General features: G+C 61.1%; 21 protein-coding genes. 12 read left to right on the plus strand and 9 right to left on the minus strand.

Annotated features, from left to right (window positions below; genetic code table 11):
* Window positions 1-3: 3 nt before the first annotated feature.
* Window positions 4-1833: a type III effector HrpK domain-containing protein gene (locus BWP39_RS17185; protein WP_096722078.1), complete on the minus strand. Its 1830-nt coding sequence runs from the start codon at window positions 1831-1833 to the stop codon at window positions 4-6.
* Window positions 1834-2171: 338 nt separating this feature from the next.
* On the opposite strand from BWP39_RS17185, the gene BWP39_RS17190 reads away from it, so the two are divergent.
* Window positions 2172-3140 (plus strand): hypothetical protein, encoded by a 969-nt coding sequence (locus BWP39_RS17190; RefSeq protein WP_096722080.1) that lies wholly within the window; start codon window positions 2172-2174, stop codon window positions 3138-3140.
* 140 nt (window positions 3141-3280) lie between these two features.
* On the opposite strand, the gene BWP39_RS17195 is transcribed toward BWP39_RS17190, so the two are convergent.
* Both BWP39_RS17195 and BWP39_RS17200 read right to left on the minus strand, forming a co-directional pair.
* Window positions 3281-4189 (minus strand): FAD-dependent oxidoreductase, encoded by a 909-nt coding sequence (locus BWP39_RS17195; protein ID WP_096722082.1) that lies wholly within the window; start codon window positions 4187-4189, stop codon window positions 3281-3283.
* Between the two features lie 112 nt (window positions 4190-4301).
* Window positions 4302-5285 (minus strand): LysR family transcriptional regulator, encoded by a 984-nt coding sequence (locus BWP39_RS17200; protein WP_096722084.1) that lies wholly within the window; start codon window positions 5283-5285, stop codon window positions 4302-4304.
* Between the two features lie 129 nt (window positions 5286-5414).
* Here BWP39_RS17200 and BWP39_RS17205 point away from each other — a divergent pair, with 129 nt between their 5' ends.
* The 7 genes from BWP39_RS17205 to BWP39_RS17240 all read left to right on the plus strand — a co-directional run bounded on the left by BWP39_RS17205 (window position 5415) and on the right by BWP39_RS17240 (window position 13119).
* Window positions 5415-6728 (plus strand): MFS transporter, encoded by a 1314-nt coding sequence (locus BWP39_RS17205; protein WP_096722086.1) that lies wholly within the window; start codon window positions 5415-5417, stop codon window positions 6726-6728.
* Between the two features lie 30 nt (window positions 6729-6758).
* The gene (locus BWP39_RS17210; protein WP_096722698.1) at window positions 6759-8285 is read left to right on the plus strand and encodes a CoA-acylating methylmalonate-semialdehyde dehydrogenase; all 1527 of its coding nucleotides are present in this window, start codon (window positions 6759-6761) and stop codon (window positions 8283-8285) included.
* 23 nt (window positions 8286-8308) lie between these two features.
* Window positions 8309-9202, plus strand: a complete 894-nt coding sequence (gene mmsB / locus BWP39_RS17215) for a 3-hydroxyisobutyrate dehydrogenase (RefSeq protein ID WP_096722088.1) — start codon at window positions 8309-8311, stop codon at window positions 9200-9202.
* A 239-nt stretch (window positions 9203-9441) separates the two neighbouring features.
* Complete coding sequence (locus tag BWP39_RS17220) at window positions 9442-9861, plus strand: GNAT family N-acetyltransferase (RefSeq protein WP_133116892.1); 420 nt, start codon at window positions 9442-9444, stop codon at window positions 9859-9861.
* Window positions 9862-9916: 55 nt separating this feature from the next.
* Window positions 9917-10918, plus strand: a complete 1002-nt coding sequence (locus BWP39_RS17225) for a S1 family peptidase (RefSeq protein ID WP_096722092.1) — start codon at window positions 9917-9919, stop codon at window positions 10916-10918.
* Between the two features lie 1198 nt (window positions 10919-12116).
* Window positions 12117-12572 (plus strand): NUDIX hydrolase, encoded by a 456-nt coding sequence (locus tag BWP39_RS17235; protein ID WP_096722096.1) that lies wholly within the window; start codon window positions 12117-12119, stop codon window positions 12570-12572.
* 157 nt (window positions 12573-12729) lie between these two features.
* Window positions 12730-13119 carry a hypothetical protein gene (locus tag BWP39_RS17240; RefSeq protein ID WP_133116893.1) on the plus strand — a complete coding sequence of 130 codons (390 nt, stop codon included), beginning with the start codon at window positions 12730-12732 and terminating at the stop codon, window positions 13117-13119.
* 251 nt (window positions 13120-13370) lie between these two features.
* Here the strand turns inward: BWP39_RS17240 and BWP39_RS17245 are convergent, their stop codons facing one another.
* On the minus strand, window positions 13371-14273 hold the full coding sequence (locus BWP39_RS17245; protein ID WP_096722100.1) for a LysR family transcriptional regulator: 903 nt from the start codon (window positions 14271-14273) through the stop codon (window positions 13371-13373).
* Between the two features lie 136 nt (window positions 14274-14409).
* Here BWP39_RS17245 and BWP39_RS17250 point away from each other — a divergent pair, with 136 nt between their 5' ends.
* Complete coding sequence (locus BWP39_RS17250) at window positions 14410-14787, plus strand: nuclear transport factor 2-like protein (protein WP_096722102.1); 378 nt, start codon at window positions 14410-14412, stop codon at window positions 14785-14787.
* Window positions 14788-15146: 359 nt separating this feature from the next.
* On the opposite strand, the gene argC is transcribed toward BWP39_RS17250, so the two are convergent.
* Window positions 15147-16073 carry an N-acetyl-gamma-glutamyl-phosphate reductase gene (argC, locus tag BWP39_RS17260; protein WP_096722106.1) on the minus strand — a complete coding sequence of 309 codons (927 nt, stop codon included), beginning with the start codon at window positions 16071-16073 and terminating at the stop codon, window positions 15147-15149.
* Between the two features lie 124 nt (window positions 16074-16197).
* On the opposite strand from argC, the gene BWP39_RS17265 reads away from it, so the two are divergent.
* From BWP39_RS17265 to BWP39_RS32125, 3 genes are all read left to right on the plus strand, one after another.
* Complete coding sequence (locus tag BWP39_RS17265; RefSeq protein WP_096722108.1) at window positions 16198-17082, plus strand: LysR family transcriptional regulator; 885 nt, start codon at window positions 16198-16200, stop codon at window positions 17080-17082.
* 275 nt (window positions 17083-17357) lie between these two features.
* Window positions 17358-17768 carry a DoxX family protein gene (locus tag BWP39_RS17275; protein ID WP_096722112.1) on the plus strand — a complete coding sequence of 137 codons (411 nt, stop codon included), beginning with the start codon at window positions 17358-17360 and terminating at the stop codon, window positions 17766-17768.
* Between the two features lie 342 nt (window positions 17769-18110).
* A complete protein-coding gene (locus tag BWP39_RS32125; protein ID WP_207556872.1) occupies window positions 18111-22181 on the plus strand; it encodes an O-linked N-acetylglucosamine transferase family protein in 4071 nt (1356 codons plus the stop codon).
* 6 nt (window positions 22182-22187) lie between these two features.
* Here BWP39_RS32125 and BWP39_RS17285 read toward each other — a convergent pair whose 3' ends face one another.
* From BWP39_RS17285 to BWP39_RS17300, 4 genes are all read right to left on the minus strand, one after another.
* Window positions 22188-23618, minus strand: coding sequence for an aminotransferase-like domain-containing protein (locus BWP39_RS17285; RefSeq protein ID WP_207556873.1), 1431 nt, complete (start codon window positions 23616-23618; stop codon window positions 22188-22190).
* An 82-nt stretch (window positions 23619-23700) separates the two neighbouring features.
* Window positions 23701-24588 (minus strand): PhzF family phenazine biosynthesis protein, encoded by an 888-nt coding sequence (locus BWP39_RS17290; protein ID WP_157915152.1) that lies wholly within the window; start codon window positions 24586-24588, stop codon window positions 23701-23703.
* A gap of 70 nt (window positions 24589-24658) precedes the next feature.
* Entirely contained in the window at window positions 24659-25702 is a 1044-nt protein-coding gene (locus BWP39_RS17295; protein ID WP_096722118.1) for a threonine aldolase family protein, read from the minus strand.
* Window positions 25703-25705: 3 nt separating this feature from the next.
* Window positions 25706-26764: a carbon-nitrogen hydrolase family protein gene (locus tag BWP39_RS17300; RefSeq protein WP_207556874.1), complete on the minus strand. Its 1059-nt coding sequence runs from the start codon at window positions 26762-26764 to the stop codon at window positions 25706-25708.
* Window positions 26765-26792 lie beyond the last annotated feature (28 nt).

Below are 26792 nucleotides of genomic sequence, written 5' to 3' on the forward strand. Positions count from 1 at the left end.
AGATCAGCTCGGCAGCGGAATGCCGAACTGCTTCAACGTCGGATCGACGTTGTCGGCGAACTCGTTCTGGTGTTGCTTCTTCTGCACCGCCTGGACGATGGCCATGACGATGCCCGCGATACCGGCAATGCCCGCGCCGATTGCCAGCACCGGCGCCGCCGCGGCAAGACCGCCGGCTACCGCACCCATCACGCCTTCGGCTGCTGCTGCACCGCCTTCCGCACCAGCGACCGCTGCATCGGCCCCAACCACTGCGCCCTCGGCTCCCTCGGCCCCGCCCGCGGCACCTGCCGCCCCTGCGGCTTCGGCCGCGGCGCTGTCGCCGCCGAGCCCCATGAAACCCTCTCCCTTGGCGAGATCGCTAAGGGACTGCGTCACGGTTTTGGCGTCCTTCAAGCCTTCATGCACCTGATCGGCAACGTTCGAAGAGGCTCCCTGCGACTGACCACCCGAACCGTCCACCGCCGAGCCACCACCGCCGCCACTGCCGCCCGCCTCGGAGAGACCGCCGGCCTGCGCAAATTCGCCATCGAGATTCTGCATCGCAGGCGGCACGGCTTGCTGCAGGTACGCCTGAGTGGCGGGATCGCTGGCAAGCTGCTGGATGTCCTGAGTGAGTGCTGCCACGGTCTTGCTGACATCGCGTAGACCATCCGATCCGCCCGCCTTCACGTTCACCAGTGTCTGCATCAGTTTCACCATCACCGCAGCCTTCTGCTGCGGGCTGTAGTTCTGCGGATTGGCGAAGATGTCCTGATTCAGCTTGCTGGTATCGGTGTTCGCGGTGATGTTCTGCAGGCTCGCATCTTCGAGAAAGCTCTGGTTGCCTTGTGCGGTGCTCGGCGCATCGTTCTTGATGAAGTTCGACAGATTGTCGTCGCTGATTTTTCCGTCAGCCTTGCTGGTTGCCTTGTCGTCACCGGCGCGATCGAGCGCATCGAATGCGCCGCTCGACGACCACGCCTGGGCAGCACTCTTCAGCGCGGAACTGAAACCCTTGTTGTCCTGCAGTTCGTCGACCTGCTGTTTCGTCGTGATGCCGCCGCTGTTTTTCCCGCCGCTGTAATTGTTGTTGTTCTTGCCGCCCTGGTGGCCGGTCGATTCCCCGGCGAGCGCGTTGTAGGCTTGTATCAAACCGGCCGACCGTACCTTGTTGAGCGAGGCCGCATCCGCATCGGGATGCTTCTTCATGTAGGCCTTAACGTTGTCGTCTGCCTGCGAGAGATTTGTATGGACCGAGTCCATCAAGCCTTTCATCTTCTTCTGATCGATGGTGCCGTCGGATTTCAGCGCGCCCGCGTTCTGCATCGCGCTCTTCATCGACGGGTTGTCGTTGACGAATTGCATGGCGGCCTGCTTTTGCGCTGGCGTCGGTGGTTGTCCGTTCGCACCCGACTGGCCCGACAGGATCTGCATCGCGGCGAGCGGCCGCTCGAGCGAGACGCCCTGGCTGCTTGCGGCAAGATCCGACCATTTGCCGAGATCCGACGAGTCGTTCTGCGCCGTGTAGTTGTCCAGCTCGGGATAGGAGGCGCTGCTTGAGTTCGTAGTCTGAGCGGGCGACCCGGTGGGTGCCTGCGACAGACTCCTCTGTGACTGCGTGGTTTGCTGCGGATTCGTTTGCTGAAAATTGTTCTGCTGCGGGTTCGTCGGCTGCGTGCCTGGCTGCGTGCCACCCTCCTGCCTGTGCATCAGGGTGGTCAGTATGTTCTGAATCTCAGTGATGAGTTTCGCGTCTACGCCATTGGGCGGCGCGTTCTGGCCGTTCGACTGCGAACCCGACACCATGCTGGAAGAGGCGTCGGGTATGAAAGTGATCGATATGTTGTTCATGACAGCGGGGCTCCTTGCATAAACGCTCGCCTGTGCGAAACGAGCACCTCTGGATGCAGTGGCGAAGCCGACGCATCCTCATCGAATGGAAGCCCATTATCGGTATCGCAGGTGGCCTGCTACATCGCCGTTACCGAACACCGGTCGCGATTTGCGAAGACAGTCGGGCGCCGGTTTGCGCGCACTCATGCGGCGCTCAGCTCGAAACACGGATCGTCACCGACGCTTCGCGCCATGGAAAACAACTTCGCATGTCGCACGTTGAAAAAGCTGCTGGAGCCTAGAGTCATCTCACGCGTCGCCTTCACCACATCTACCTATCCGTATGAGGCCGTACGATGACTACTGTGATTATCAACAACGGTTCCGACCAGGTTCAATACAACCCGGGCATGCAGTCCGATGCAGCGAGCAGAAACCAGAGCGCATTCCAGCAGGCGCTCGCCACCGTGCTCGGGGAAATCGAGCAGATGCTTCAGGGGGCGCCGCAGGCCGGTGGCAGCGCTCCGGCGTCGGGGCAGAATGGCGGCCAGCAGCTCAATGCGCAAAGCGCCTCGGGTGCCCTGGCGAGCTACATGGGCGCGAACAACGTGCAGTCGCTGAACCCGAACCAGCTGTACGCGCTGGCGTATAACCCGCCAGCGAACGCGACGCCAACCGATTCGGCGGCGGCGAAGTTCATGCTGCAGAATCCGGGCGTGTTCAATCAGATTGAAACGCATGACGTCGCGGGCTCGGACGGCATTGCGGGTGCGAACGATTTTCAGTGGGCCGCGCAGGGCGGTATGGGTGGCGCGGGCGGCACCGGTGGAACAAACGGAGCGCCTGGTGGTGGCTCGAATACCGGTTCACCCTCGCAGGCGTCTAACTTCGGTGGCGGCTTCAATGGCGGATTCAGCAATACGATCCCGCTGGGGCACGGTCCGGTGGTGCAGCCGTACCAGAACGGTGGATCGCAGAACTACGGCGGTCAGCAGAACTACGGTGGCCAGCAGAACACCGGTGGTCAGCAGTTCAATGCACAAAGCGCGTCGGGTGCGCTGGCAAGCTACATGAGCGCAAACAACACACCGCCGATGGACCCGAACGCGCTGTACCAGCTCGCGTACAACCCGCCGGCGAATGCGACGCCAACCGATTCGGGTGCCGCGAAGTGGATGTTGCAGAACCCAAGCGTGTACAACCAGATCGAGACGCACGATGTTGCGGGTTCGGATGGCATCGCCGGCGTGAACGACTTCCAGTGGGCCGCACAAGGTGGCATGGGACAGGGCGGCTCAAATACGAATGCGAATGCACTGAGCTAAACCTGTTAGCGGACGGTGCCAGGGATAGACCTGCACCGTTCGCCGCAGCATACGGTTACGTCGAAGGCCACATGCGGAAGGAAGCGCATGTGGCCTTCGTCATCACACCCAGGGCAGGAACTGCCCCAGGCCCCAGGCATTCAATCCACCACCAGAACCTCGCGCGCAGCTTCGGAAGCACCTTCAGCCGCCTCTGCCAGCAGGTTGAGCTGAATGGACTTCGCCACCTGGATGCCATGCGCAAACGAGGTCGTCACGCAGGGATGCCAATAGTTCGTCACTTCACCCGCTGCATAGATGCGCGGCAATGAAGGGATCGCGCCTTGCTGGTCGACATCGATGCAGCCTGATCGCAGAGGAACATCGAGGCCTCCAGGGATACAGGCGTCGAAGCCGAACTGAACGCCGAGCACGTCATAGGGAATGCCGTTGACGGTCATGCTGCTTTGATCGGCCTTGAAAGGTCCGACGTGAACATGTCGTGCAGGAATCAGGCGCTGCAACAGCAACTGCGCATTCGGCCGACGACGGCAATACATGTCCACACTGGCAGCCCCTCGGCGCAGCACCGAACTCGCCTGCTCGAACGCATTGTCGCCGCCCCCAAGAATGGCTACCCGCCGGCCCTCAACCGAAACCCGCTCCATCGATATGCCGGGCCCAATCGCGACACAATCCGATTCCACGAACCCTGCGCTACGCGGTTTCGAGCCAGTTGCAATCACGACATAGCGTGCGCGGAACGTCCGGGTGCCGTTCGAGACTTCCCAGACAGCAGACGCGTCCACATGACGAAACGAGGTCACCCTGAATCCGAGGATGTGCGGCACCGAGGCGGCGCGCAACTGTTCTTGCAGAAGCCCGGCGACCTCTTGTCCGGACTTGCCGAGCAAGCCCGGTATCCACCTGTTCGAATACGGACTGCGCAACTGCAATCCGCCGACAGCGGGGCCGGCCTCGAGCAACATCACGCGCAGCCCGAGTTGATGCAACCACAACGCACTGGCTGCGCCCGCGGGGCCGCCACCAATCACCACGACGTCTTCCATCGTTTCGTTCCTCGCCAGAAAGCAGAAGCGGCGAGTCCGGATGGGTCGCCCGATAGCCCATCGTAGGGACTACGGGGTCGCGACGTCGGTGCATATGCGAACGGCGGACTGGTTACGCGAACGGCATCGCATCGATCGCCTGCGTAGCGTCCACGTAGTGCATTTCCGCCGATTCCCCCATCAGCAGCGGCCGGTTAGCCTCGGCGGCGGCGCGCAGATAGTCCCACAGCGACGTGACCCGGCGCAGCTTGCGCAGATCCTCGCGGCTGCACAGCCAGAAGCGCCGGGTCACGACCACTTCGTCGGGCAGCACCTGGACCAGCGCGGGGTTCGGTCCAGCCATGAAACACGGCAGAATCGCGAGCGCGTTGCCCTGCAACGTCGCGTGGTATTGCGCGATCACACTGGTGCTGCACAAATTCGCCGTCACGTTCGGCACCGCGCGGTTCAAATAGAGCAACTCATGGCTGAACGCGAGATCCTCGACGTAATCGATGAACGCGTGCTGCCGCAGATCGGCGACGGTGCGGATCGGTGCGTGACGTTTCAGATAATCGGCGGTGCCGTACAGCTTGAGCCGGTAGTCGCACAGCCGCGTGTAGACATACTGGCCGCGCTTGGGCCGCTCCAGCGTGATCGCCAGATCGGCTTCGCGCTTGGACAGACTCACGAAGTGCGGCACCGGCAGCAGATCGATCGATACGTCCGGATGACTGCCGCTAAAGCGCGCGAGCTGCGGCGCCAGAAAAAAGCACCCAAAGCCTTCCGTCGATCCGATCCGCACATGCCCCGTCAGTGACTGCGTACTGCCCGCCAGTTGTTCGCTTGCCGAATGCACGGTTGTTTCGACGGCGTCCGCGTAGCTGAGCAGACGCTGGCCCTCGGCGGTCAGCACGAAGCCGCCGGTGCGCGACTTGTCGAACAGGACCGTGCCGAGAGCCGTCTCGAGTTCCCGCACGCGGCGCGCCACGGTGGTGTGATCGACGCCGAGCCGCTTCGCGGCGCCGCTGGCGCGCTGCGTGCGCGCCACTTCGAGGAAGTAGCGCAGATCGTCCCAGTTCAGGTTCTGTGGCAGCCGGCTTGTGTTTTTTTGCATATCGGATGGGCTTTTTCGCGTATTCCCTGTGAATATTCGAGTAACTATACTCGTCCGTATGCTGCCGCAATACCGGTGGCGTGAGCCGTGCGCGGCTGGCGACATAAAAACAATCGGAGACAACACCGCATGCAGATACCTTCAACGCCCGATGGACTGGCCTCGACGAGGCAGCCGCCCAGGCGCGCCCGCGACTACATCTTCGCGGGCTGGGCCAGCATGGCCGGCACGACCATCGAGTGGTACGACTTCTTCCTCTACGGCACAGCCGCGGCGCTGGTATTCAACAAGATCTTCTTTCCGACGCTCGACCCGGTGCTCGGCACGCTCGCGGCGTTCGCGACCTACGGTGTCGGTTTTATCGGGCGGCCGATGGGCGGCATCGTGTTCGGCCATTTCGGCGATCGCATCGGACGCAAATCGATGTTGCTCGTCACGCTGCTGCTGATGGGTATTCCGAGCATCGTGATCGGACTGATTCCGCCTTATCAAAGCATCGGGTACGGCGCGGCAGCGCTGCTCGTGACGATGCGGTTTCTGCAAGGGATGGCCGTTGGCGGCGAGTGGGGCGGCGCGGTGTTGATGGCCGTCGAGCACGCGCCTCCGGGCAGAAAAGGTTTCTTCGGCAGTCTCCCGCAGACGGGCGTCGGTTTCGGCTTGATTCTGTCGTCGCTGGCGATGGCGGCCGTGACGCGCCTGCCCGAAGCGCAACTGCTCGCGTGGGGCTGGCGCATTCCGTTTCTCGCCAGCATCGTGCTGGTCGTGATCGGCTGGGTGATTCGCGTGAGCGTGCCGGAATCGCCGGACTTCGAGCGTGTGAAAGCGGCCGGTGCGCCGGTGAAGGCACCGGTGCTCGCTGCATTGCGACGCCAGCCGCGCGAACTCTTGATCATCCTCGGTGCGCGAACCGCCGAGAACACCTGGTTCTATCTGGTGGTGGCGTTCGCGCTTGCGTACGCAGCCAATCAGTTGAAGATTCCCAGAGCCGACATCCTGCATGCGATTACCGCGGGCGCCGTGCTGTCGCTGTTCACGATGCCGTTCTGCGGCTGGTTGAGCGACCAGATCGGTCAGCGCAGGTTGTTCCTGATCGGCCTCGTCATCATGTGTCTGTTCGCGGCGCCGTTCTTTGCGATGCTCGGCACGCGGAATCCGGCGATGGTGTGGTGGGCGATGGTGCTCGGCACCGGTGTCGTGTTCCCGATTCTGTATGCGCCGGAATCTCAGCTGTTCGCCGCGCAGTTTCCCGCCGAGATCCGCTACAGCGGCATCTCGTTGTCGGTTCAACTGGCAGGCGTACTGGGCGGTGGCGTTGCACCGATGATCGCGACGGCGTTGCTCGTCGCGGGCGGCGGCAGTCCGCATTACGTCGTGGTCTACATGGTTGCACTAGGTATCGTCGCGCTGGGTTGTACGCTCATGATGCGTACACATGCCAGCTAACCCGTTTTGTTCCGGAAGAGAGAGTCAATGATGAATGCAGTCACTCAGGCATCGAAGGCAGGCGTTGCAACGGTGAAGTTGCTGATCGACGGCGAGTTCGTCGAATCGCACACCACCGAATGGCGCGACATCGTGAACCCCGCGACGCAGGACGTGCTCGCGCGCGTTCCGTTCGCCACGACCGCTGAAGTCGATGCCGCGATCCGTGCCGCACATGCGGCCTTCGCGACGTGGAAACACACGCCGATCGGCGCGCGCATGCGCATCATGCTGAAGTACCAGGCGCTGATCCGCGAACATATGCCGCGCATCGCGAAGATTCTCACCGCCGAGCAGGGCAAGACGCTGCCCGATGCCGAGGGCGATATCTTCCGCGGGCTAGAGGTGGTCGAGCACGCGGCGTCGATTGGCACGCTGCAACAGGGTGAATTCTCGGAGAATGTCGCGGGCGGTGTCGACACCTACACGCTGCGGCAACCGCTTGGCGTCTGCGCCGGCATCACGCCGTTCAACTTCCCGGCGATGATCCCGCTGTGGATGTTCCCGATGGCGATCGTCTGCGGCAATACATTTGTGCTGAAGCCTTCGGAACAAGACCCGATGTCGACGATGGCGCTCGTTGAACTCGCGCTCGAAGCCGGTGTACCGAAGGGCGTGCTGAACGTCGTGCACGGCGGTAAGGAAGTCGTCGATGCGCTGTGTTCGCATGAGCTCGTGAAGGCGGTGTCGTTTGTCGGGTCGACGGCGGTCGGCACGCATGTGTACCGGCTTGGCAGCGAACACGGCAAGCGCGTTCAATCGATGATGGGTGCGAAGAATCACGCCGTCGTGTTGCCCGATGCGAATCGCGAGCAGACGTTGAATGCACTGGCCGGGGCGGGTTTTGGGGCGGCGGGACAGCGCTGCATGGCGACGTCGGTGGTCGTGCTGGTCGGAGCGTCACAGCAATGGTTGCCCGAACTCGTCGAGAAGGCGAAGACGCTGAAAGTCAACGCGGGCCACGAAGCGGGCACCGACATCGGGCCGGTCGTCTCGCGTGCGGCGAAGCAGCGCGTGCTCGGCTTGATCGAATCGGGTGTGAAGGCGGGCGCGACGCTTGCACTCGATGGCCGCGCGGTGAAGGTGCCGGGTTACGAAGACGGTAACTTCATCGGCCCGACGATCTTCACCGATGTAACGACCGATATGGATATCTACCGCACCGAAATTTTCGGGCCGGTGCTGGTGGTGCTCAGCGTACCGACACTCGATGAAGCGATCGCTCTGGTCAATCGCAATCCGTATGGCAACGGCGTCGGGCTCTTCACGCAAAGCGGTGCGGCGGCGCGCAAGTTCCAGAGCGAGATCGATATCGGCCAGGTCGGTATCAACATTCCGATTCCGGTGCCGGTACCGTTCTTTAGCTTTACTGGCTCGCGCGGTTCGAAGCTTGGCGATCTCGGTCCCTATGGCAAACAGGTCGTGCAGTTCTATACGCAGACGAAGACCGTTACCGCGCGCTGGTTTGACGATGCGACCGTGAATGACGGTGTTAATACGACCATCAGCCTGCGTTGAGCGGCATAACGGGAGATAGCACTATGAAGATCGGTTTCATCGGACTGGGCAACATGGGCGCGCCGATGGCGCACAACCTGCTGAAAGCGGGTCACGCGGTCAATGTGTTCGATCTGAACGTACAGGCTGTGCAGGCGCTCGTCGATGCGGGCGCGAAAGCTGCGGCATCACCGAAGGCGGCGGTGACCGATGCCGAATGCGTGATCACGATGCTGCCCGCGGCCGCGCACGTGCGCAGCGTGCTTACCGCTGCCGACGGTGTACTGGCCGGCATCGCGAAGGGCGTGACGATCGTCGATTCGAGCACCATCGATCCAGCAAGCGTCAAGGCATTTGCCGAACTGGCCGCGCAGCAGGGCAACGCGTTTGTCGATGCGCCGGTGTCGGGCGGCACGGGCGGCGCGGCAGCGGGCACGCTCACGTTTATGGTGGGCGGTAGCGCGGAGGCTTATGAGCAGGTCAAGCCGGTGCTGTCGTCGATGGGCAAGAACATTGTTCATTGCGGCGACACCGGGACCGGCCAGGTCGCGAAGATCTGCAACAACCTCGTGCTTGGTATCACGATGGCGGGGGTTGCCGAAGCGATGTCGTTGGGTGAGGCGCTGGGTATCGATCCGAATGTGCTTGGCGGCATCATCAATACGTCGACGGGGCGATGCTGGAGTTCGGATACGTATAACCCGTTTCCGGGTGTGATCGCGACGGCGCCTTCGTCGCGCGGTTATACCGGTGGGTTTGGTACGGATCTGATGCTGAAGGATCTGGGGCTTGCTACCGATGCTGCGAAGCTTGCGCGTCAGCCGGTTTATCTGGGGGCGCTCGCGCAGCAGCTGTATCAGACGATGAGTACGAAGGGGGCGGGGCGGCTTGATTTTTCGGCGGTGATCAAGCTTTATCGGCGGGATGGTGAGGTGTAACGCGCGGGTAGGTGTGCAGGATTGGCTGCGGTCGGGCGCTGTATCGGGCGCCTGGCTGTGGGCGTGTTCTCATTGGCGCGGTTGGAGTCGATAGTTGGTCGCAAGCTAGCGGCTTGCTCGTCGGCCATCGGCAACGGGTAAGGTTCGGCCATGAACAGTCCTTCGAGACGGCGTCTCAGGTTGTTGACGATCGTTGTAACGTCGGGCTACTACTAGCGCTGGAAAATTGCGAGCAGCTTATGGCCGAAAATTCAGGTGGATGGTCGCTTCATCGAAACAAACTTATTACAGCGTCGGAATACTCTTCGCTGATGTCTTCAGCGGGATGGGGCTCTGACTATCCGGAGCCCAAGGTTCGCAAGTCGCTTGAGGCTTACCCATTCGTTGCGCATGCACGATCCGATACGGGGCAACTGTGGGGATACGTGAGCGCATTTAGCGACGGGACGTTCACCACGATGCTTGGCGAGTTGGTGGTGCACGCGGACGCGCGACGATTGGGTATCGGGCGCGCTCTGCTCAATATGGTTGAGCAGGAGTTCCACGGCGTTCCCGTTTACGTAAAGCCTCTTGGGGAGGCAAAGCACTTCTTTATTGCCTGCGGTTATCGCCAGCCTGCTACTGAGATGGTGGTTCTTTATCACCGGAACGGTACGTAGACCAGGCAGATGTCGGTCAGTTACTCACCTAAACCACCAAAGTCATGAGGTAGACATGCCCGAAGGAATGTTCGACCCGTCTCAATTGGCAGTGCCACGAGTGAGCGAAGACAGGTTGATAGCATCGATGGTACGCATCATGCCAAAGACGATCCTGCAGATCGACATCGCGAACAGTCGCGAAGAAGCTGCTGCTCTCGCGCGAAATGAGTCATTGCCGGACGGGTCAGAATGCTGGCATCGTTATTTCACTCCTGACGACGTGAAGAAGGTGGACGATCCAGTATTTGCCATGGGAATGGTCCGGCACGAGTTCGCAAAACTCGTTCGACGCAATGCGGAGTGGCCAGCGCGAATTGAACTGGATGGCGGTGGAACTGGCTTCGCGATAACGTCGAACGGATACGTTCTGACGAACTATCACCTTGTCACTGCCGAAATAGCGAATTACCAGCGAGAGAGTGGCCTCAACGCAGTCGAGACCCTTTGTAAATCACTCAAGGCTCAGATTGCCAGGCGAGCGGCGACCGGGGAGTGGGAGTGGCAGGAAGCGCGGGCATTATGGCTAGTATCCAATCCTCCAGAGGCAAGAGCGTTGTGCAAGACCGGTGAAAACACGGCCGAGCTGCGAGAAGACACCGCACTTCTCCGCATCGAGCCACCACCTGAGGCGTGTCTTGACCTCAGCGACCGGGGTATGCAGCCGGGTGAGGCCGTCTGGATGGCCGGGTTTCCAATTCGCAGCGCGCGCGCCAAGCAAAAGCTGAACGAACTCGGATATACGGACGCTAACTGCTCACTCCGGGTATCGGCTGGTGAGGTTAGAGCGGTCGACGGCACCGACTACTTTACAACCGACGTCGACGGCTCGATGGGCAACAGTGGTTCCCCGGTCTTCGATTCAACTGGACAGGTAGTCGGAATGTTTTCGCGTGCTATCGGAGATGCTCCCCGGAATGCATTTGAATACGGCTACACCGAGCGTGTTCATGTCACGACGCGACTTGCCACAGCGGGGCTCGATCTTTCCGGAATCTTGAGTCGGCAAGATCAATAGCAACGCGGGCAGGTGAGTAACCAGACGTCGATAAATTGCGCTGCGGCGTCTCAGTGTGTTGGTGCTTAGAGGACCGCGACCGTCTGATGCGAGGTAGCCAATCAAAGCTTGAACGGCCGCTTTCGGAAGACTCGAAAGGCAGTTGCGGGTCGAACCGGGCCGGCTGCGTCGGGTAGATGTCGGCCATGAAGGAACGTTCGACGTGTCAGGAGAGATCGTTCACAGTTGTTTGTCCAACACCGGGATGACGCTACGCGTCTCGCTAGAAAAGCGAAACGCTTCAGGAGGAAAATCATGGAGGTCGCTTGGGGACCATGCTGCTTTTGCGGGCAGTCAATTGAGAAAACCGACGCCGATCCTTGCGAGGTGCGCGTGACAACTTCGGCGGGCGGCAAACATTGGCAAATCTGGCATTGTCATGGACGATGTTTCCGGGATCGTCTCGCTGTTCTTCCAGGAAACGAAGGGTTCTTCGACCCTGCGCATTTCTAAGAGCAGGCCTTTGTGGCGAGCGCTATGGCGAATGAACGTTTCGGGAAGCTGTGTCCGTCTGCGATGGTTCAACTACGGTAGTTCGTCACGGAACCGGGTGCGCTGTGAGAGGTAATTGCAAATTGTGTCGACAATGCTCGACGATCCGAGCGTTCCCGAACGCTTGTTGCAAACGGACGAGGAACCTATGTCTGATGATGAGATGAAGGAAGTTGACTCCGAATCTGCAATCCTCCACTTCCTGAGTGAGACACATCGTCTACACGATTCGTGCATCACATCGGTAGAGTTCAATGACGGCCGCTTTGTTGATCAAAGCGGGAGCATGTATTGTGGCCTCGGCGACCAGGCCTCATTGACCCTGAGAATCGACAGTCAAATCGGGAAACCTCCTGCCCGGTTTAGATTGATGTTTACAGGCGTTTCTCGTTTTGATTACAACCATGATTCAGCGACCGATGGTCTGATATTGTCGTGCGCAGTCTCAATCAACGAGGGACTGGTTCGCTTCGAATGCAACGAATGGGATAGCAATCCTCGCCCACTGGTCCTCGCAAAGGCGTTTAAATACTGTTCTGTTGTCTAGTCGGTGCGACTGCTCAGGGGCGATCAGCGACGATCGTCGTTCGGCTCTGCCCCGCTAGGTGCCGCCATTCGACATGGTCTCCTGAATCGCTGACAACCCACCAATTCCAGATCGAATCCCATGCGCAATCGTCCGTCGGCCAGGTTGCTGATCGTCACTCCAAAGCGACAAATACTGCTGTTCCGGTTTGCGCACAGGACTGGCGTGCTAGCGGGCAAGATCTACTGGGCAACGCCGGGCGGTGGTGTCGAGCAGGGTGAGACGTTCATGGACGCTGCGATACGAGAACTCCGCGAAGAAACTGGCATTCACGAGGCGCACGTATCCGGACCGGTCGACCGGCGCGAGGTGCCCTTACAGTTACCAGATGGTGAGCGCGTGCTCGCGGTCGAACAATACTTCGTCGTTAACACAGACACGGAATCCATTTCACGTGATGGTTGGACTGTAGACGAAATTGAAGTGATGGCGGACCACCGCTGGTGGAGCCGGGAAGAACTGTTCTCTACTACCGAGACTATCTATCCAGAGGGGCTAATCACGATGCTAGACGAGGCAGGGGTTTTCCGCGCATGAGCGGCAGCCTTGGTACAAACCGGAAGACGGTGACGGGTCATTTGCCGGTGAACTCGGCCGGTTGCACGGGGAGGTAGTCGGCCATGAATGGACCGTCGACACATGATCCGAAATCGACAACAAATGTGCATCCAGGTTGACCGGGTCGGCATACACCATGAACTATCCGCGCCACTCTCTCCGACCTCTTACTCAAGATGAGAAAGAGGTGCTCGTCGAAATGATGCGTCGTTCGCCCTTCGGCGCGGAAGAATTCGTCGCCCAAATCGAAGGATGCGTGATCGAACAACTCAATGGCGACGCCAGCGATTTTGATCTACATGTTTCCAGCGACGCACCACTTTTCCACGAAGATCGGCTTTACGGTTACACGCCGGTCGGGGCCCGCTACCACGACGCAGATGGTTCCCCCGTGGATATCATCGTGCAGGTGGGAGGAGGCCGTATCAGGACCTTCCAGTTGGTCAAGCACATGCCCAAGCCGTTGATCCGTGGGCCTAAAGCGGATGGTCTGTATGACTTCGTGATCGAGCCACGCAATGCGTAGTGCGGGGGGGAACGGCCGCTTACGGGGTCGTCGAACGTCTCTTTCGGGTCGAACTCAGCCAGTCGCGTCGGGCGGTAGCCGGCCATTACCCGCCTCTCGATAGCCCGAATTGACCACCCGGAAGCGGTCGTTCGTGGACGGTATTCCTCCATCTTCAGCGGAGGATTTCAGCTGCCTCTAAAAGGTGCGGGCGTAGGATCGTTTGCTAGAGGTCCAGACTGGACAGGTAGCCGCTTCGCATCTTTCGCTGGCTATAGGGCGAGACCGGACTGCTCGGCAAAGATCTCTGCCAGGAAGTCGATGAAAACCTTGACCTTGCTGGCCAGGAACCGGTTGCCGGACCTGACCGCGCTAATTGACAGCGGGGCGGGTTCGAAGTCAGTCAACACCGGCTGCACGGCACCGGAGGCGATTTCCGAATCAAATAGCCAGCCCGGCGTGTGAGCCAAGCCCAGACCGGCCAGGACAGCGGCGCGGATTTGCTCGGCATCGTTGGTACGGAAAGCGCCCTTGGGCTGATAGGTGATCGCGCCGAACCTGCCGGCGAATCCCCAGACGCGCGGCGCGCCTTGTGGGGCATAGATCACACAGGAGTGTCGCTCGAGTTCCGCCGGCGTCGCGGGCTCGCCGTGTGCCGCCAGATAAGCGGGGGTGGCGACGGTGACGACCGGGGTCTGTGCGATCCTCGTGGCAATGAGGCTGGAATCCGACAGCTCGCCATTGTGGATGGCGACATCAATACCCTCCTCGACCAGGTTGATGAGGCGGTCAGCGACCACCAGGTCGACTGTCACCTCCGGATAGCGGGCGAAGAATTCGTGCAATCGGGGCACAACATAGAGCCGGCCGAAAACCGGCGCCACGGTGGCGCGCACCAAGCCAGATGGTGCGATCCGGCCGCGCCCGACGCGGGACTCGGCGGCTTCGATATCGCCCACAAGGCGCACGGCGGATTCGTAGAAGTCGCGCCCAGCCTCGGTGAGCGTCAGACTACGCGAGGTTCGTTGCAACAGTTGAGCACCAAGGTGCGCCTCAAGCGCAGCAACCTGCTTGCTTACCGCTGGCTGGCCGACGCCGAGTGTGCGGGCAACCGCAGAAAAGCTGCCGGAGTCGACCACTCGAACGAACAGGTCGATCGCGTCCAGACGATCCATAGGCGTCTCCTAATTCATTCCAAACTGGAATTGATTGTATTCCAGATGACTCAGTACCATGCCGCAACGGGAATTGATAGATTGAATGGCATCGAGTTCGTCACAGGGACGGGCCCACTGTGAGAAGGAAAATGCAATGAAAGACATCACTAACGAACTGCCGCTGGTCGTCAAGGACCACATCCGGGCTCACAATGCGCCTGACCCCGAGTTGTTGATGGCAACTCTGGCGCCCGACGCCCTGCTCAACGATAACCGGCGCGAATTCCTCGGCCACGAGGCCATTCGTAAATGGGCCGACAAGGAGATTTTCGGAGACAAGGTCACGCTAGACCCGCAGGTTGCCTATGAGCAGTACGGCAGCATCATCGTCCGATGCAAGGTCGACGGCACCTTCGACAGGAGCAAGCTGCCCGATCCCGTCGTGCTGACTTACTACTTCAACATTCAGGACGGGCTGATCACCCAGTTGGTCATCATGCTGAACACGGCCGTCGCCGAACCTGCGATCTGATCGGATCGCCTGGAGCGCTGCGCGCAAAGCAGGATTGCCTGCGAGCGATGAGGTCATTTCAGCCGGTGGCGACCGGTTCCCACGACCGAGCCGGACCAAGAAAGGACATGACAACATGAGCGTCAACATCATTGCCGAGCTCAAAACCAAGGATGCTCGTTCCGAGGATTTGATCGCGCTCTTGCTTTCGCACCCCCCCCCGGAAGCGGCCATTCGCCACCGGCTGGTTTGGGTCGGACTCAGCCAGTCGCGTCGCGCGGTAGCCGGCCAGTCTGAGACATTCGATTGCCACGACCAGATCGCCAACATTCGTTGGCATATAGGTGCAGCCAAACACCAGCGCAAACCATCGGCCACCACTACCGCGCGAGCATCAGGTTCAGGTTCTGAACCGCAGCGCCGGCTGCACCCTTGCCGAGATTATCGAAAACCGCCGATAGCAGAACGTGCCCGTGTTCCAGGTTAGAAAACACGCTTAAGCGCATATCGTCGGTACCGTTCAGTACCTGCGGATCCAACTGCTTTAAAGCGCCCGATTCGTGCAGCGGCAAGACATGTACGTGGGCTGCCTCAGCATAGTGGCGTCCGAGGCACGCATGTAACGCAGCGCCCTCTACGCCGGGTGCCAGCATCCGCACATCCAGGGGCACCGTCAGCACGATGCCCTGGCGGTACGCACCATATGAAGGGACGAAGATCGGACGCCGCGTGAGTCCCGCGTGCTGCTGAATCTCCGGGGTGTGCTTGTGCGCGAGCTCCAGACCATACACCTGGTACGACGGTGCGTTGGCAGCACCCGGCCCCTCGTGTTCTTCCACGCCGGCACGCCCGCCTCCGGAGTAACCAGACACCGCGTAAATGCTGACCGGGTAGCTGCGTGGTATGAGCCCAGCCTGCAGCAGCGGGCGCAACAAGCCAATTGCACCGGTCGGATAGCAACCTGGATTGGTTACCCGACGTGCGGTCGCAATGCGCTCAGCCTGCCCCGGAGTCATTTCCGGAAAGCCGTATGTCCAGTCCGGCTGTGTGCGATGGGCGGAACTTGCGTCGATTACTCTGACAGCGGGATTAACAATGGCGCCCACCGCCTCACGCGCGGCGCTATCGGGCAGGCAGAGGATGGCGATGTCGCAGGCGTTGATGGCTTCCGCGCGACGCCTGGAATCCTTGCGTTCCGCCGCGGGAAGCGTGACCAGTTGCAGATCAGTCCGGCCGCGAAGCCGTTCGTGAATCTGCAACCCGGTGGTGCCCTGGTCGCCGTCGATGAAAACAAGGGGAGAGCTCATGCGCGCGATACTCCGGTGACTGGTAACAAGTGGAACGAGGTTGTTATCTTCGGCGCAGCGCTAGAATAGTGAAAGTTGAATTTCATAACCGTGATATTCAGCTTTTCTGAATCAGGACGCCGACATGCGAGAGATCAGCCTGGACCGCTTGCGCACTCTGGTCGCTATTGTCGACCGTGGCTCATTCGCCGACGCGGCGCGTGCGTTGCATCTGGCGCCGCCAACGGTCAGCCTCCACATCGCCGAACTGGAAGAGCGCATCGGGGCTCCGCTCCTGTCGCGCAAGCGTGGACATGTTCGGCCGTCGGCAACAGGCGAGTTGTTGGTCGAGCGCGCGCGTCGGCTGCTGGACGACGCGGAACAGGCGTTAGACGATGTTCATCGCCAGGTTCAAGGGCTTGTCGGACGCTGTCGGCTCGGAGCGTCGACCGGCGCGATTGCGCATCTTTTGCCGCAAGCGCTTGATGTGCTGCGTCAGCACCATCCCGCGATCGATATTCAGATCGCGGTACTCACCTCACATGAAACGCTCACTCGATTGGCGGATGGGACGCTGGATATTGGGCTGGTCGCACTGCCTCAGCCTCCAGTGGCTGGACTCGTGATAAAGCCCTGGCGTCGCGACCCCGTGATGGCTTTTGTGCCGGCGCATTGGCGGAGTCCGGCTCGCATTACGCCTGAATGGCTCGCCGCTCAACCTCTCATTCTTAATGACGCGACCACGCGTCTCTCGCGTCTGACTACGGAGTGGTTTGCGACCGCGGGGCACCATCCCGCGCCGCGCATTCAGCTCAATTACAACGATGCGATCAAGAGCCTGGTAGCGGCAGGTTATGGTGCGGCGCTGTTGCCTCATGAGGCCACTACGCCATCGCCCGACAAGCGCATTGTCATGCGTCCGCTACGCCCGGCGTTGTGGCGGCGGCTCGGTATTGCGCATCGTGCGGGGCATGTCGAGCGTTCGACGCAACATGTGCTTGATGCGTTGTGGGATCTGCGGGTGGCGTAGGGGTTTGTTTTTTATCGCTTCGGTTTGTTCTTGCGACGGGACAGTAGCCTATTGCATGCCACGATGAACGAATGGCCGGATGGCGGATATTGGACCGGTCGAATTGGGTCGGTCAGAGAGGATCGTTATTCGGTTCTGTCCGGCCAGGAACGGTCGGTCGACATTGACTTCGAGATCATAGACAATCGTTCGACAAACCTGCGAATATCCAATGTGTTCGTCCCGAAAGAAAAGCCCAATGAAATTCTCTATAACAAAGTGATTGGGGGTGAGTGATGACATGGTTTGACAGAGTAGTTTCAAGAGAAACGGCGGGAACTGATCTGTTGCGTGTAGTCGTATGTGCAATCCTCTTCACCCACGGTTCCTACCGTATTTATCTGGGTGAAGTCTCCGGCTTTGGCGGCCTTTTGCAAGATTCAGGCGTGCCCGCAGGTTTGCTCGTCGCCTGGCTGGTGTGTATTGCTGAAACCGTTGGTACGGTGCTACTCGCCTTGCGCATCCTGGTGCTCCCAATTTCCCTCATTTTGTCAGCCATTTATTTCGTCGGCGTCGTGATGTTTAACTGGCAACGCGGTTTTTTTGTCGTTGGCGGACATGCGAATGGGGGATGGGAATATAACGCATTGCTCATCACCTGTTTGTTGGTGACGACCTGGGCTAACTGGGAGAGGAAGTGGTTCTGACTGTTGTCAGTGCCGACCCATATTTGATTCCACCGGTAGAGCCCGAGGCCGCTGAAGTTATTGCAGGACGGCGCCCCGGCCAGCCGCTTTGGGTCGACCAGCGACAGTAGAGCACGACCCCTCAAAATACCCCCCAAACCACCCCCTATTCCCCCAATTGCCCCACCACCGCAAACGCTAAGCTACCGTCATCGCACAGTGCGGTCCTGCGTCCGCGGCGCGCACAGTTCAATCGAGAGAAAGGTGGATTCACCTCATGGCTACCGTCAGTAACCCAAACCCGGCGCCCGGCACACCGCCCCGTCGCATCGACAACCAACGCTATCCACAGAAGTCCGCCGAGTGAACGCGACCGGTTCTCCAGGCGCCGAACTTCTGCCCACACCAATCGAAACCGGCCTCACACACCAGCACGCCGGCCGTTTCGCCGAGGCCGCGGCGATCTATCAACAGATCCTGCAAGCGCAGCCCAACCACGCCGACGCATTGCATCTACTCGGCCTGATCGCGTATCACGAAGGGCGACTCGAAGAAGCCGTCGACTGGATCATGCGCGCGCTCGCCGTAGGCCCGAGCGCGATCTTCTACAGCAATCTCGCCAATGCACTCGGTCGTATGGGCCGCCACGCGGCGGCGATCGAAAGCTACCGGCAGGCGCTCGTACTGCAACCCGACTACGCGCACGCGCACAACAATCTCGGCAACATGTTGCGCGAACTGCGCCAATACGATGCGGCGGTACAGAGCTTTCGCACGGTAATCGCGCTGCAACCGGGCTATGCGCAGGCCTATAACAACCTCGCCAATACGCTTGTGGATCTCGGCGATCTGGAAGGCGCAATCGATCACTATCGCAAGGCGATCGAACTGCAGCCCGATCTGATGGAGCCGTACAGCAACTTGCTGTTCATCTTGAGTTACCGCGAGGCCACGCCGCCTGCCGATTATCTGGCGCAGGCGCTGCTCTTCGGCGAACAGGCAACGGCAGGCGCGCAACCATTCACCGACTGGCCCGCGGACGATCGCACACACCATCACGCGCCATCGAAGGCGTTGCGCGTAGGCTTCGTTTCCGGCGATCTAAAAACACACCCTGTCGGTTTCTTTCTCGAAAGCATCCTGGCGCACCTCGATTCGCAGCGGATCGAAGCGATCGCGTACCCGACGCGTCGTGTCGAAGACGAACTGACCGCGCGCATCAAGCCGCGCTTCGCCGCGTGGACACCGCTCGCGGGTCTCACCGACGAAGCCGCCGCGCGCCGCATCCGCGACGATCGCATCGACATCCTCGTCGACCTGGCGGGGCACACGGTCCACAACCGGCTACCGGTGTTCGCATGGCGGCCAGCGCCAGTACAGGTGAGCTGGCTCGGCTATTTCGCGAGCACAGGTCTGCGCTCGATCGACTACATACTCGCCGATCGCCATGTCGCCCCCCCCAAAGAGGAACAGCAGTTCGTCGAGCGCGTATGGCGCCTGCCGGACAGCTACCTGTGCTTCACACCGCCCACCGAAGCAATCGCCATAGGTCCGCTGCCGATGCTCGCGCACGGCACGATCACGTTCGGTTGCTTCAATCATCTGATGAAGATGAACGACACGGTCGTGTCGGCATGGGCGCGAATTCTCAACGCGGTGCCGGGATCGCGGCTCTTCCTGAAGACGAAGCAACTCGACGATGAGTTCGCGCGGTGTGCAACGCTGCAGCGTTTCGCGGCGCTCGGTATCGAAGGCGCACGTTTGATTCTGGAAGGCCGTTCGCCGCGTAGCGAGTATCTCGATGCGTACAACCGCGTCGACATCGCGTTGAGCCCGTTTCCGTATCCAGGCGGTACGGTGAGCGTCGAAGGACTGTGGATGGGCGTACCGGTGTTGTGTCGTCGCGGCGATCGGTTCCTTGGGCATCTGTGCGAAAGCCTGCTGCAATCGGCGGGACTCGCCGACTGGATCGCCGCCGATACCGACGACTACGTCGCAAAGGCCGTCGCATTCGCCGCGGATCACAAACGCCTCACCGCTTTGCGCGCTGGCTTGCGGACGCAGATACTCGCCTCACCGTTATGCGACGCACCGCGCTTCGCGAAGTGTCTCGAAGCGGCGTTTGCAGACATGTACCGCCAGCGCGCAGATTCGACACCAACGCGCCGCGTGCCTGATGCACAGACGATCCAGCGCCTGCTTGAAGAAGCGCTGGCACATCATCAGGCGAACCGGTTCGCAGAGGCACACGCACGCTATCAGCGCATCCTTGCCGTGCTGCCGAAACACGCAGACGCATTGCACTTCTCCGGGCTGCTCGCCTGCCAGATCGGCGAATCCGCTGCGGGCATCGCGCTGATGCGCGAATCGATCGCAGCGAATCCGAACGCGATCTACTACAACAACCTCGGCAACATGCTGAAGGACCGTGGCGCGTTGTCCGATGCGATCGACTGCTACCGCCGCGCCGTCACGCTGAAAGGCGACTACGCCGAAGCGCACAACAACCTCGGCAATGCGCTGCGCGAATCGGGTGACGCGGCCGGTTCGATGGAAAGCTGCGCGCAGGCTATCGCACTGCGACCAGGTTATGCCGAGGCCTACAACAACCTCGGCAACGCGCTGAAGGACTTGCAGCAACTGGAAGCGGCCGCGCTGAGCTACAGCAAGGCAATCGATGCCAGGCCCGATTTTGCAGAGGCGCATAACAACCTCGGCAATGTGTTGAAGCAGCAGGGGCATCTCGATGCGGCGATCGAATGCTATCGCGCGAGCATCGCAGCGTCGCCGGCACTGGTCGTCGCACATAACAACCTCGGGATCGCACTGACAGAGCGCGGCGCGTATCGCGAGGCGATCGCATCGTTCACGACGGTCGCGACGCTGCAGCCCGATCGCGCCGACGCACACAACACGCTCGGCAACGCATTGAACGGACAGGGCCGTCTCGAGGACGCGGTGATTGCCTACGAACGCGCGATCGCGGTCGAACCGGATTTCGCGGACGCGTATCACAATCTTTCGAATGCGCTAAACCGGATGGGCCGCGCGCAGCAGGCGCTATCGATGAGCCGCAAAGCGCTGTCGCTGAAGGACGACGTGCCGTCGTTTCACAACAATCTCGGCACGATCCTGGCGGATCTGAACGACTTCGATGCGGCCGTCGAGTGCTACCGCAAGGCGCTTGCACTCGATCCAGACTACGCGGAGTCGCATACGTGCGTGCTGTTTGGTCAGTCGTATGCGAGCGGCTGGTCACCGGATGCACATCTGCGCGATGCACGCTATTTCGGTGAGCGCATGGCGGCCCGCGCGACGCCTTTCGTGCACACACGCACCGATGCGCTCACCACGCGACCGTTGCGCATCGGATTCGTATCAGCGGATCTGCGCAAGCATCCGGTCGGCTACTTCATCGAAAGCGTGTTGACGCATCTCGATCGCACGCGCATCGAACCAATTGCGTATTCGAATGCGCTTCTGCACGACGAAGTGACGGAGCGTCTGCGCCCGCGTTTCTCGGCGTGGCGCCACATCGTCGATCAAAGCGACGAAGCGGTTGCACAACGGATTCACGACGATCGCATCGACATCCTCGTCGATCTGTCCGGACACACTGGACGCAACCGGCTGCCGGTGTTCGCATGGAAGCCGGCTCCCGTGCAGGTGAGCTGGCTCGGGTACTTCGCGACGACCGGCATCGCCGAGATCGACTACGTACTCGGCGACCGGCACGTGTTGCCGGCGAACGAGGAAGGGCACTTCGTCGAGAAACTCTGGCGTCTGCCCGACAGCTATCTGTGCTTCACGCTGCCCGAGCGCGAGATCGACATCGGGCCGCTGCCGGCGCTCACGCGCGGTGCGATCACGTTCGGCAACCTGAACAACCAGAAGAAACTCAACGATGGTGTGATCGCCGTGTGGTCGCGCATTCTGCATGCATTGCCAGAATCGCGTCTGCTGCTGAAGAACCATCAGTTGAACGAGCCGTGGACCCAGCGCGTGACGCTCGAGCGCTTCGCTGCGCACGGTATCGCAGCGGAGCGTCTGGTACTCGAAGGGCCGTCGCCGCGCGATCAGTACTTCGCGACGTTCAATCGAGTCGACCTGGCGCTCGATCCTTTTCCGTACCCTGGCGGCACGACGAGTGTCGAAGGACTGTGGATGGGTGTGCCGGTGCTGAGCCGTCGCGGCGATCGCTTCCTGTCGCATCTCGGCGAGACGGTGTTGCACACGGTGGGCCTCTCCGACTGGATCGCCACCGATGATGAAGACTACGTCGCGAAAGCGATTGCGTTTGCTCAGGATTTGCCGCGGCTTGCCGCGTTGCGTGCGGGGTTGCGGGCGCAGGTGCTGCAATCGCCGCTATGCGACGCGCGGCGTTTCGCGAGGCAACTGGAAGCGGCCTTCATGGAAATGTGGCGCCGCTTGTAAGTCGCCTTATCCAGGGGCACTGCCGACCAGCTCATGCGCTAACTCCCCCAGCCGCAGCAACGCTCTCCGTCTACTGGCATCGAGCGGCTCACCACAGTTCAGCCGGATGAAATTTTCAAATTTTCCGTCGGGCGAAAACATCGGCCCGGGCGCAACGGTAATGCCTGCGTCGAACGCGCGCCGATAGAGCGCGCTACTCAGCACGATGTCCGGCAAACGAACCCACAGCAGGTAGCCGCCATTCGGTAACGAGAACTGCGTGCCCGCCGGAAAGTGCCGCCGAACGATCTGCGCAGTCTGCTCGACCTGACGTTGACAGTGCTTGCGCAACTGACGCAAGTGATGGTGGTAGCCGCCGCTACACAGATACTCGGCCACGCCTTCCTGGATCAGCAGTGGCTGTCCGATGCTCATGGTTCGCTTGAGCGATACGAGCGCGTCGTGATGACGGCCGCCGGAAACCCAGCCGATGCGCAATCCGGGCGACAACGTCTTCGACAGCGAACTGCATAGCAGCACATTGCCGGTGCGATCGTATGATCTGGCCGCGCGCTGCGTCGATTCGAAATGTAGATCGCTGAAGGTCGCATCCTCGATCAACGGAATCTGGGTACGCTCGAGCAGCTCGACCAGTTCGCGTTTCATATCGAGCGTCAGTCCGGTCCCGCCCGGATTGCTGACACAGGTCGACATCAGGCACGCACCGATGCGACGTTCTTTCGATAACCGGGCGATGTCGGAAAAAGCACGCGCCGGGTCGGGCGCGAATGCGAGCGGCAGCGCGATCATGCCAAGCCACTCGATGGTCGAAAGGAAGCCGTAGTAAGCGGGCGATTCGACAACGATCGCATCTCCCGCTCTCGCAACCGCTTGCAGGCACAGGCCGAATGCCTCGACGCAACCGTTGGTGACGAGAACTTCGTCGGCGTTCAACTGGCAGTTCCAGCTGGACGCATGGCTCGCAAGACTTTCACGCAAGCGCTTCGAGCCGGGAGAAAACGAAACTTCGGCGAGCAGTTCGCGATGTTTGCGCGCGGTCGATGAAATGCAGCGCGAGAGCGCTTCGATCGGGAACAGCTCCTTGCCGCACAGCGCAGTGCCAAAGGACACCAGATTCGCTGTCGTATCGAGGCAGTTCAGCGTCTCGCGCGTCAGCGACTCATCCGCGCGCTCGACGTGCAGGGCGATGCGTTCAGGGGCGCTCAGCGGATGGATTTCGGCGCGGACGTAAAAGCCTTTCTGAGGACGCGCTTCGATGAGCCGTTTGTCCTCCAGCAGACGATAGGCCGCCAGCGCGGTCGTGACGCTGACGCGCTGTGCCTGGCTGAGTTGCCGGACCGACGGCAAGCGCTGGCCGGGCGACCACATGCCGCGCTCGATTTCTGCTTCGAGCGTGGCGGCCAGCGACACATGGAGGAACGGTTCCGTTGGAAGCATGGCGGAGGAGCATGGGCTAGGTTGAGCGATAGTTTCGCATCGTACCCGGTGCGCGACATCTGCTGGTCGTTCGCCAGTTGGGTCATAACCGGACGCTGCCGTCCGAAACGATGACGGCACAGCCACCGATCTCAACTCGGTGTGCCACATCTGGGCCTTTCCAGAAGATGCGGCCGGATCTCCCCAGATGTTTGCCCTGGCTTGCAACCTGCGTTGCAGAGCCGGGGCGCCAGTTGTTCAACCATGAGCGCAGCGCGGCAGCACACGCGTTACCGCCGCCGCACACCGCATCTTCCGGCACACCGATGGATGGGGCGAACGAACGGACTTCGTAATCAGTGTCGGCATCGAATCGCGTTTTGCCGATGGCGGTGACGCCGATCACGCCGTGTAGCCGGCTCAGTCGGTCCAGTTCGTCTTGTACAGGAGCGAGCCGATCGATATCGGCGACATCCGGTAGCTCCAGAACCAGCCACTTCGCTCCGGCTTCGACCATGAACACACGCGATGACTCCGCAAAAGGACCGAGGGCTGCGAGAATCGCCTCCGCGTCGTCGTCGCTCAAAGGCTGCACCGTGGCGGGCGGCGTCGTAAACCACACGCGCCGTTTCCCACCGACGATCTCCTCCGTGCGCATGTCGATCAGCCCCGCAGGGCACGCCTGGATAAACCGGCCGTGGCTGACATCGATGCGGGCGTGATCCAGCAATAGATGGGCGGTGCCTATCGACGGATGACCGGCGAACGGCAGCTCACGCCGCGGCGACCAGATCCGCACGCTATAGGCTGCCCGCTCGTCCTGCGTGTCGGGCGACACGAACACCGTTTCCGGCATGCCGATCCATCGCGCGAAATCCTGCATGCGCGTGTCGGTCGGCATGATGTCCGGAATCACGATGGCCACCGGATTGCCTGCGAAAGCGTGCTGAGTGAATACGTCGACGATAAACAACTGGGCGGAAGTGCTCACGTGGTCGATCCTTTGCATGAAACGGTAACGGGCACCTGGCGTAGCGACCGGCGCCAATCGCTAGCGCTAGCTATGCCGTGTAGCGCCACGCGGTCGCGATCAGGATCGCTGCCGCGCAGGCGATATCGTCGGTTGTCACGCCGAGATGGGTGGTTGCTCTCAGCTTGCCGTTCGGCAGCGCACGGATGCGCACGCCTGCCTGCGTCGCGTGGCGGACAAACTGGTCGGCGTCGACCGACAGACCGCGGAGGGAGAACAGGATCAGGTTGGTGGCCGGCTTCACCGCGGAAAACGAGAAGTACGGTTCCGCTTCGAGGCGTTCGACCAGCAGTCGGGCATTCGCGTGATCGTCAGCAAGACGTTCGACGTGGTGATCGAGCGCATGGAGCGCGGCGGCCGCCAGCACACCGGACTGCCGCATGGCGCCACCCAGCCGGTATTTCCAGACCCACGCGTCACGCACGAACGACTCGCTGCCGCAGAGCACCGCGCCGACCGGGCAGCCGAGTCCTTTGGTGAAATCGATCCACGCAGAGTCCCAGCCCTCCGTGTACGTGCGCGGCGCAATGCCTGTCGTGCAACTCGCATTGAACAGCCGCGCTCCGTCGATATGGGTTCTGAGTCCGGCATCGAGCGCGACATCGCGCACCTGCCGCAACGTGTCCAGCGGCCAGATGGCGCCGCCGCTGAAATTCGTGGTCTGCTCGATGCAGACCATCGCGGAACGTGGTGCGGTTCTGCCTGGTGCGCGGATCGCGGCGCGGCATTCGTCGGCGGTGAAAACGCCATCCGCGGTCCTGATGGGATTGACGGCCGCACCGGCGATTGCCGCAGCGCCCGCTGCTTCCGTCGTGCAGATGTGCGATTCGGCGTCGGCGATCAGTTCGTCGCCGGGACGCGTATGAACCAGTGTCGCGACGAGATTGCACATCGTTCCGGACGGCATGAATACGGCGCTCGGATAACCCAGTTCGGCGCTCACCCGATCGCACAACGCGCGCGTAGTCGGATCTTCGTCGGCCTGCTCGTCGCCGACCTCGGCCCGCGCCATCGCGGCGCGCATGGCGTCGGTCGGTGTCGTCTTCGTGTCGCTGTATAGATCGATGACGCGCATGATTCAGCGCTCCGTACCGGGTCGAAGCGCGACGTCGTCCAGTAGACCCGCATCGAGCGAACGCTCGGGAAGCGAAACCGGCGTGTCGCCGTCGTCGAATTCAGCCGCCGTAAGCGGGCGACGATTGACGCTCAGGCGGAACACGTCGAAGCGGTTGTAGTAACCGACGACGTCCTGAAACTGTTTGGGCACGACGCACTTAGCGAGGTCGATGTCCGCATACACGATACCTTCGTCATCGCGCAGCGTATCGCTGATCACGCGTCCATCCGGCCCAAAAATCATCGACACGCTTTTGGGCGACTCTTCGAGCAGTTGCCTCGCGCGGCTGTTGTCCCGGGCGATCAGATCGATGGCGTCCGGCGGCAGGAAACCCGAGGCGACGATGTTGAATACCTTGCCTTCGAATGCATGCGCGCCGGCACGAAGACGGATGGCAGCCTCGAGATCGTAGCCAGCCTCGCCGGGCGGATGGGTCGGCCAGCGCGGTGAGAACGACGAGACATGCACGTTTTCGCCCTGCGCCAGCAGCGAGAAGCGCGCAAGCGAATTGGTGTTTTCGCCGCACACCAGCGCACCGATTTTCCCGATGCGGGTATCGACGACGCGCAGGCCGCTGCCGTCGCCGTTTGCCCACGTGAGCTTTTCCCAGTAGGTCGGCACCAGTTTGCGGTGGCGATTCAGCAGCTTGCCATCGTCGCCGATCAGCAGGTTCGTGTCCCAGATGCAGGCGGGACTCACCGGCGACACCTCGTTGATGCCGATCGATACGAACACACGGTGATGGCGTGCCGCGTCCTGGAGGCGACGGACCTCCGCGCCGTCGACTTCGACGGCGCTGGCCGCGAGCTTGAAAAAGAAATCGTGCACGTCGACGGGTGCATACACGCCGGACCACACGGGAAACGCCGAGACGAACGCTTCCGGGAACGCGATCAGTTCCGCGCCGTGATGCGCCGCTTCCGCGATGAGTGCGCAAGCCTTGTCGATCGTGCGGGCGGAATCGAAATAACAGGGCGCCACGTGGCAAGCTGCAGCGCGAAAGGCCGGGAATGTTTTCATGTCAGGCAACCGGGAATGGGTTGCCGGA

The organism is Paraburkholderia acidicola (assembly GCF_002362315.1).
In the GTDB taxonomy this organism is placed as follows: Bacteria; Pseudomonadota; Gammaproteobacteria; order Burkholderiales; family Burkholderiaceae; genus Paraburkholderia; species Paraburkholderia acidicola.

Coding starts and splice junctions, on each gene's coding strand:
- BWP39_RS17185 (WP_096722078.1), bottom strand. CDS start 1,833: ATGAACAACATATCGATCACTTTCATACCCGACGCCTCTTCCAGCATG.
- BWP39_RS17190 (WP_096722080.1), top strand. CDS start 2,172: ATGACTACTGTGATTATCAACAACGGTTCCGACCAGGTTCAATACAAC.
- BWP39_RS17195 (WP_096722082.1), bottom strand. CDS start 4,189: ATGGAAGACGTCGTGGTGATTGGTGGCGGCCCCGCGGGCGCAGCCAGT.
- BWP39_RS17200 (WP_096722084.1), bottom strand. CDS start 5,285: ATGCAAAAAAACACAAGCCGGCTGCCACAGAACCTGAACTGGGACGAT.
- BWP39_RS17205 (WP_096722086.1), top strand. CDS start 5,415: ATGCAGATACCTTCAACGCCCGATGGACTGGCCTCGACGAGGCAGCCG.
- BWP39_RS17210 (WP_096722698.1), top strand. CDS start 6,759: ATGAATGCAGTCACTCAGGCATCGAAGGCAGGCGTTGCAACGGTGAAG.
- mmsB (WP_096722088.1), top strand. CDS start 8,309: ATGAAGATCGGTTTCATCGGACTGGGCAACATGGGCGCGCCGATGGCG.
- BWP39_RS17220 (WP_133116892.1), top strand. CDS start 9,442: ATGGCCGAAAATTCAGGTGGATGGTCGCTTCATCGAAACAAACTTATT.
- BWP39_RS17225 (WP_096722092.1), top strand. CDS start 9,917: ATGCCCGAAGGAATGTTCGACCCGTCTCAATTGGCAGTGCCACGAGTG.
- BWP39_RS17235 (WP_096722096.1), top strand. CDS start 12,117: ATGCGCAATCGTCCGTCGGCCAGGTTGCTGATCGTCACTCCAAAGCGA.
- BWP39_RS17240 (WP_133116893.1), top strand. CDS start 12,730: ATGAACTATCCGCGCCACTCTCTCCGACCTCTTACTCAAGATGAGAAA.
- BWP39_RS17245 (WP_096722100.1), bottom strand. CDS start 14,273: ATGGATCGTCTGGACGCGATCGACCTGTTCGTTCGAGTGGTCGACTCC.
- BWP39_RS17250 (WP_096722102.1), top strand. CDS start 14,410: ATGAAAGACATCACTAACGAACTGCCGCTGGTCGTCAAGGACCACATC.
- argC (WP_096722106.1), bottom strand. CDS start 16,073: ATGAGCTCTCCCCTTGTTTTCATCGACGGCGACCAGGGCACCACCGGG.
- BWP39_RS17265 (WP_096722108.1), top strand. CDS start 16,198: ATGCGAGAGATCAGCCTGGACCGCTTGCGCACTCTGGTCGCTATTGTC.
- BWP39_RS17275 (WP_096722112.1), top strand. CDS start 17,358: ATGACATGGTTTGACAGAGTAGTTTCAAGAGAAACGGCGGGAACTGAT.
- BWP39_RS17285 (WP_207556873.1), bottom strand. CDS start 23,618: ATGCTTCCAACGGAACCGTTCCTCCATGTGTCGCTGGCCGCCACGCTC.
- BWP39_RS17295 (WP_096722118.1), bottom strand. CDS start 25,702: ATGCGCGTCATCGATCTATACAGCGACACGAAGACGACACCGACCGAC.
- BWP39_RS17300 (WP_207556874.1), bottom strand. CDS start 26,764: ATGAAAACATTCCCGGCCTTTCGCGCTGCAGCTTGCCACGTGGCGCCC.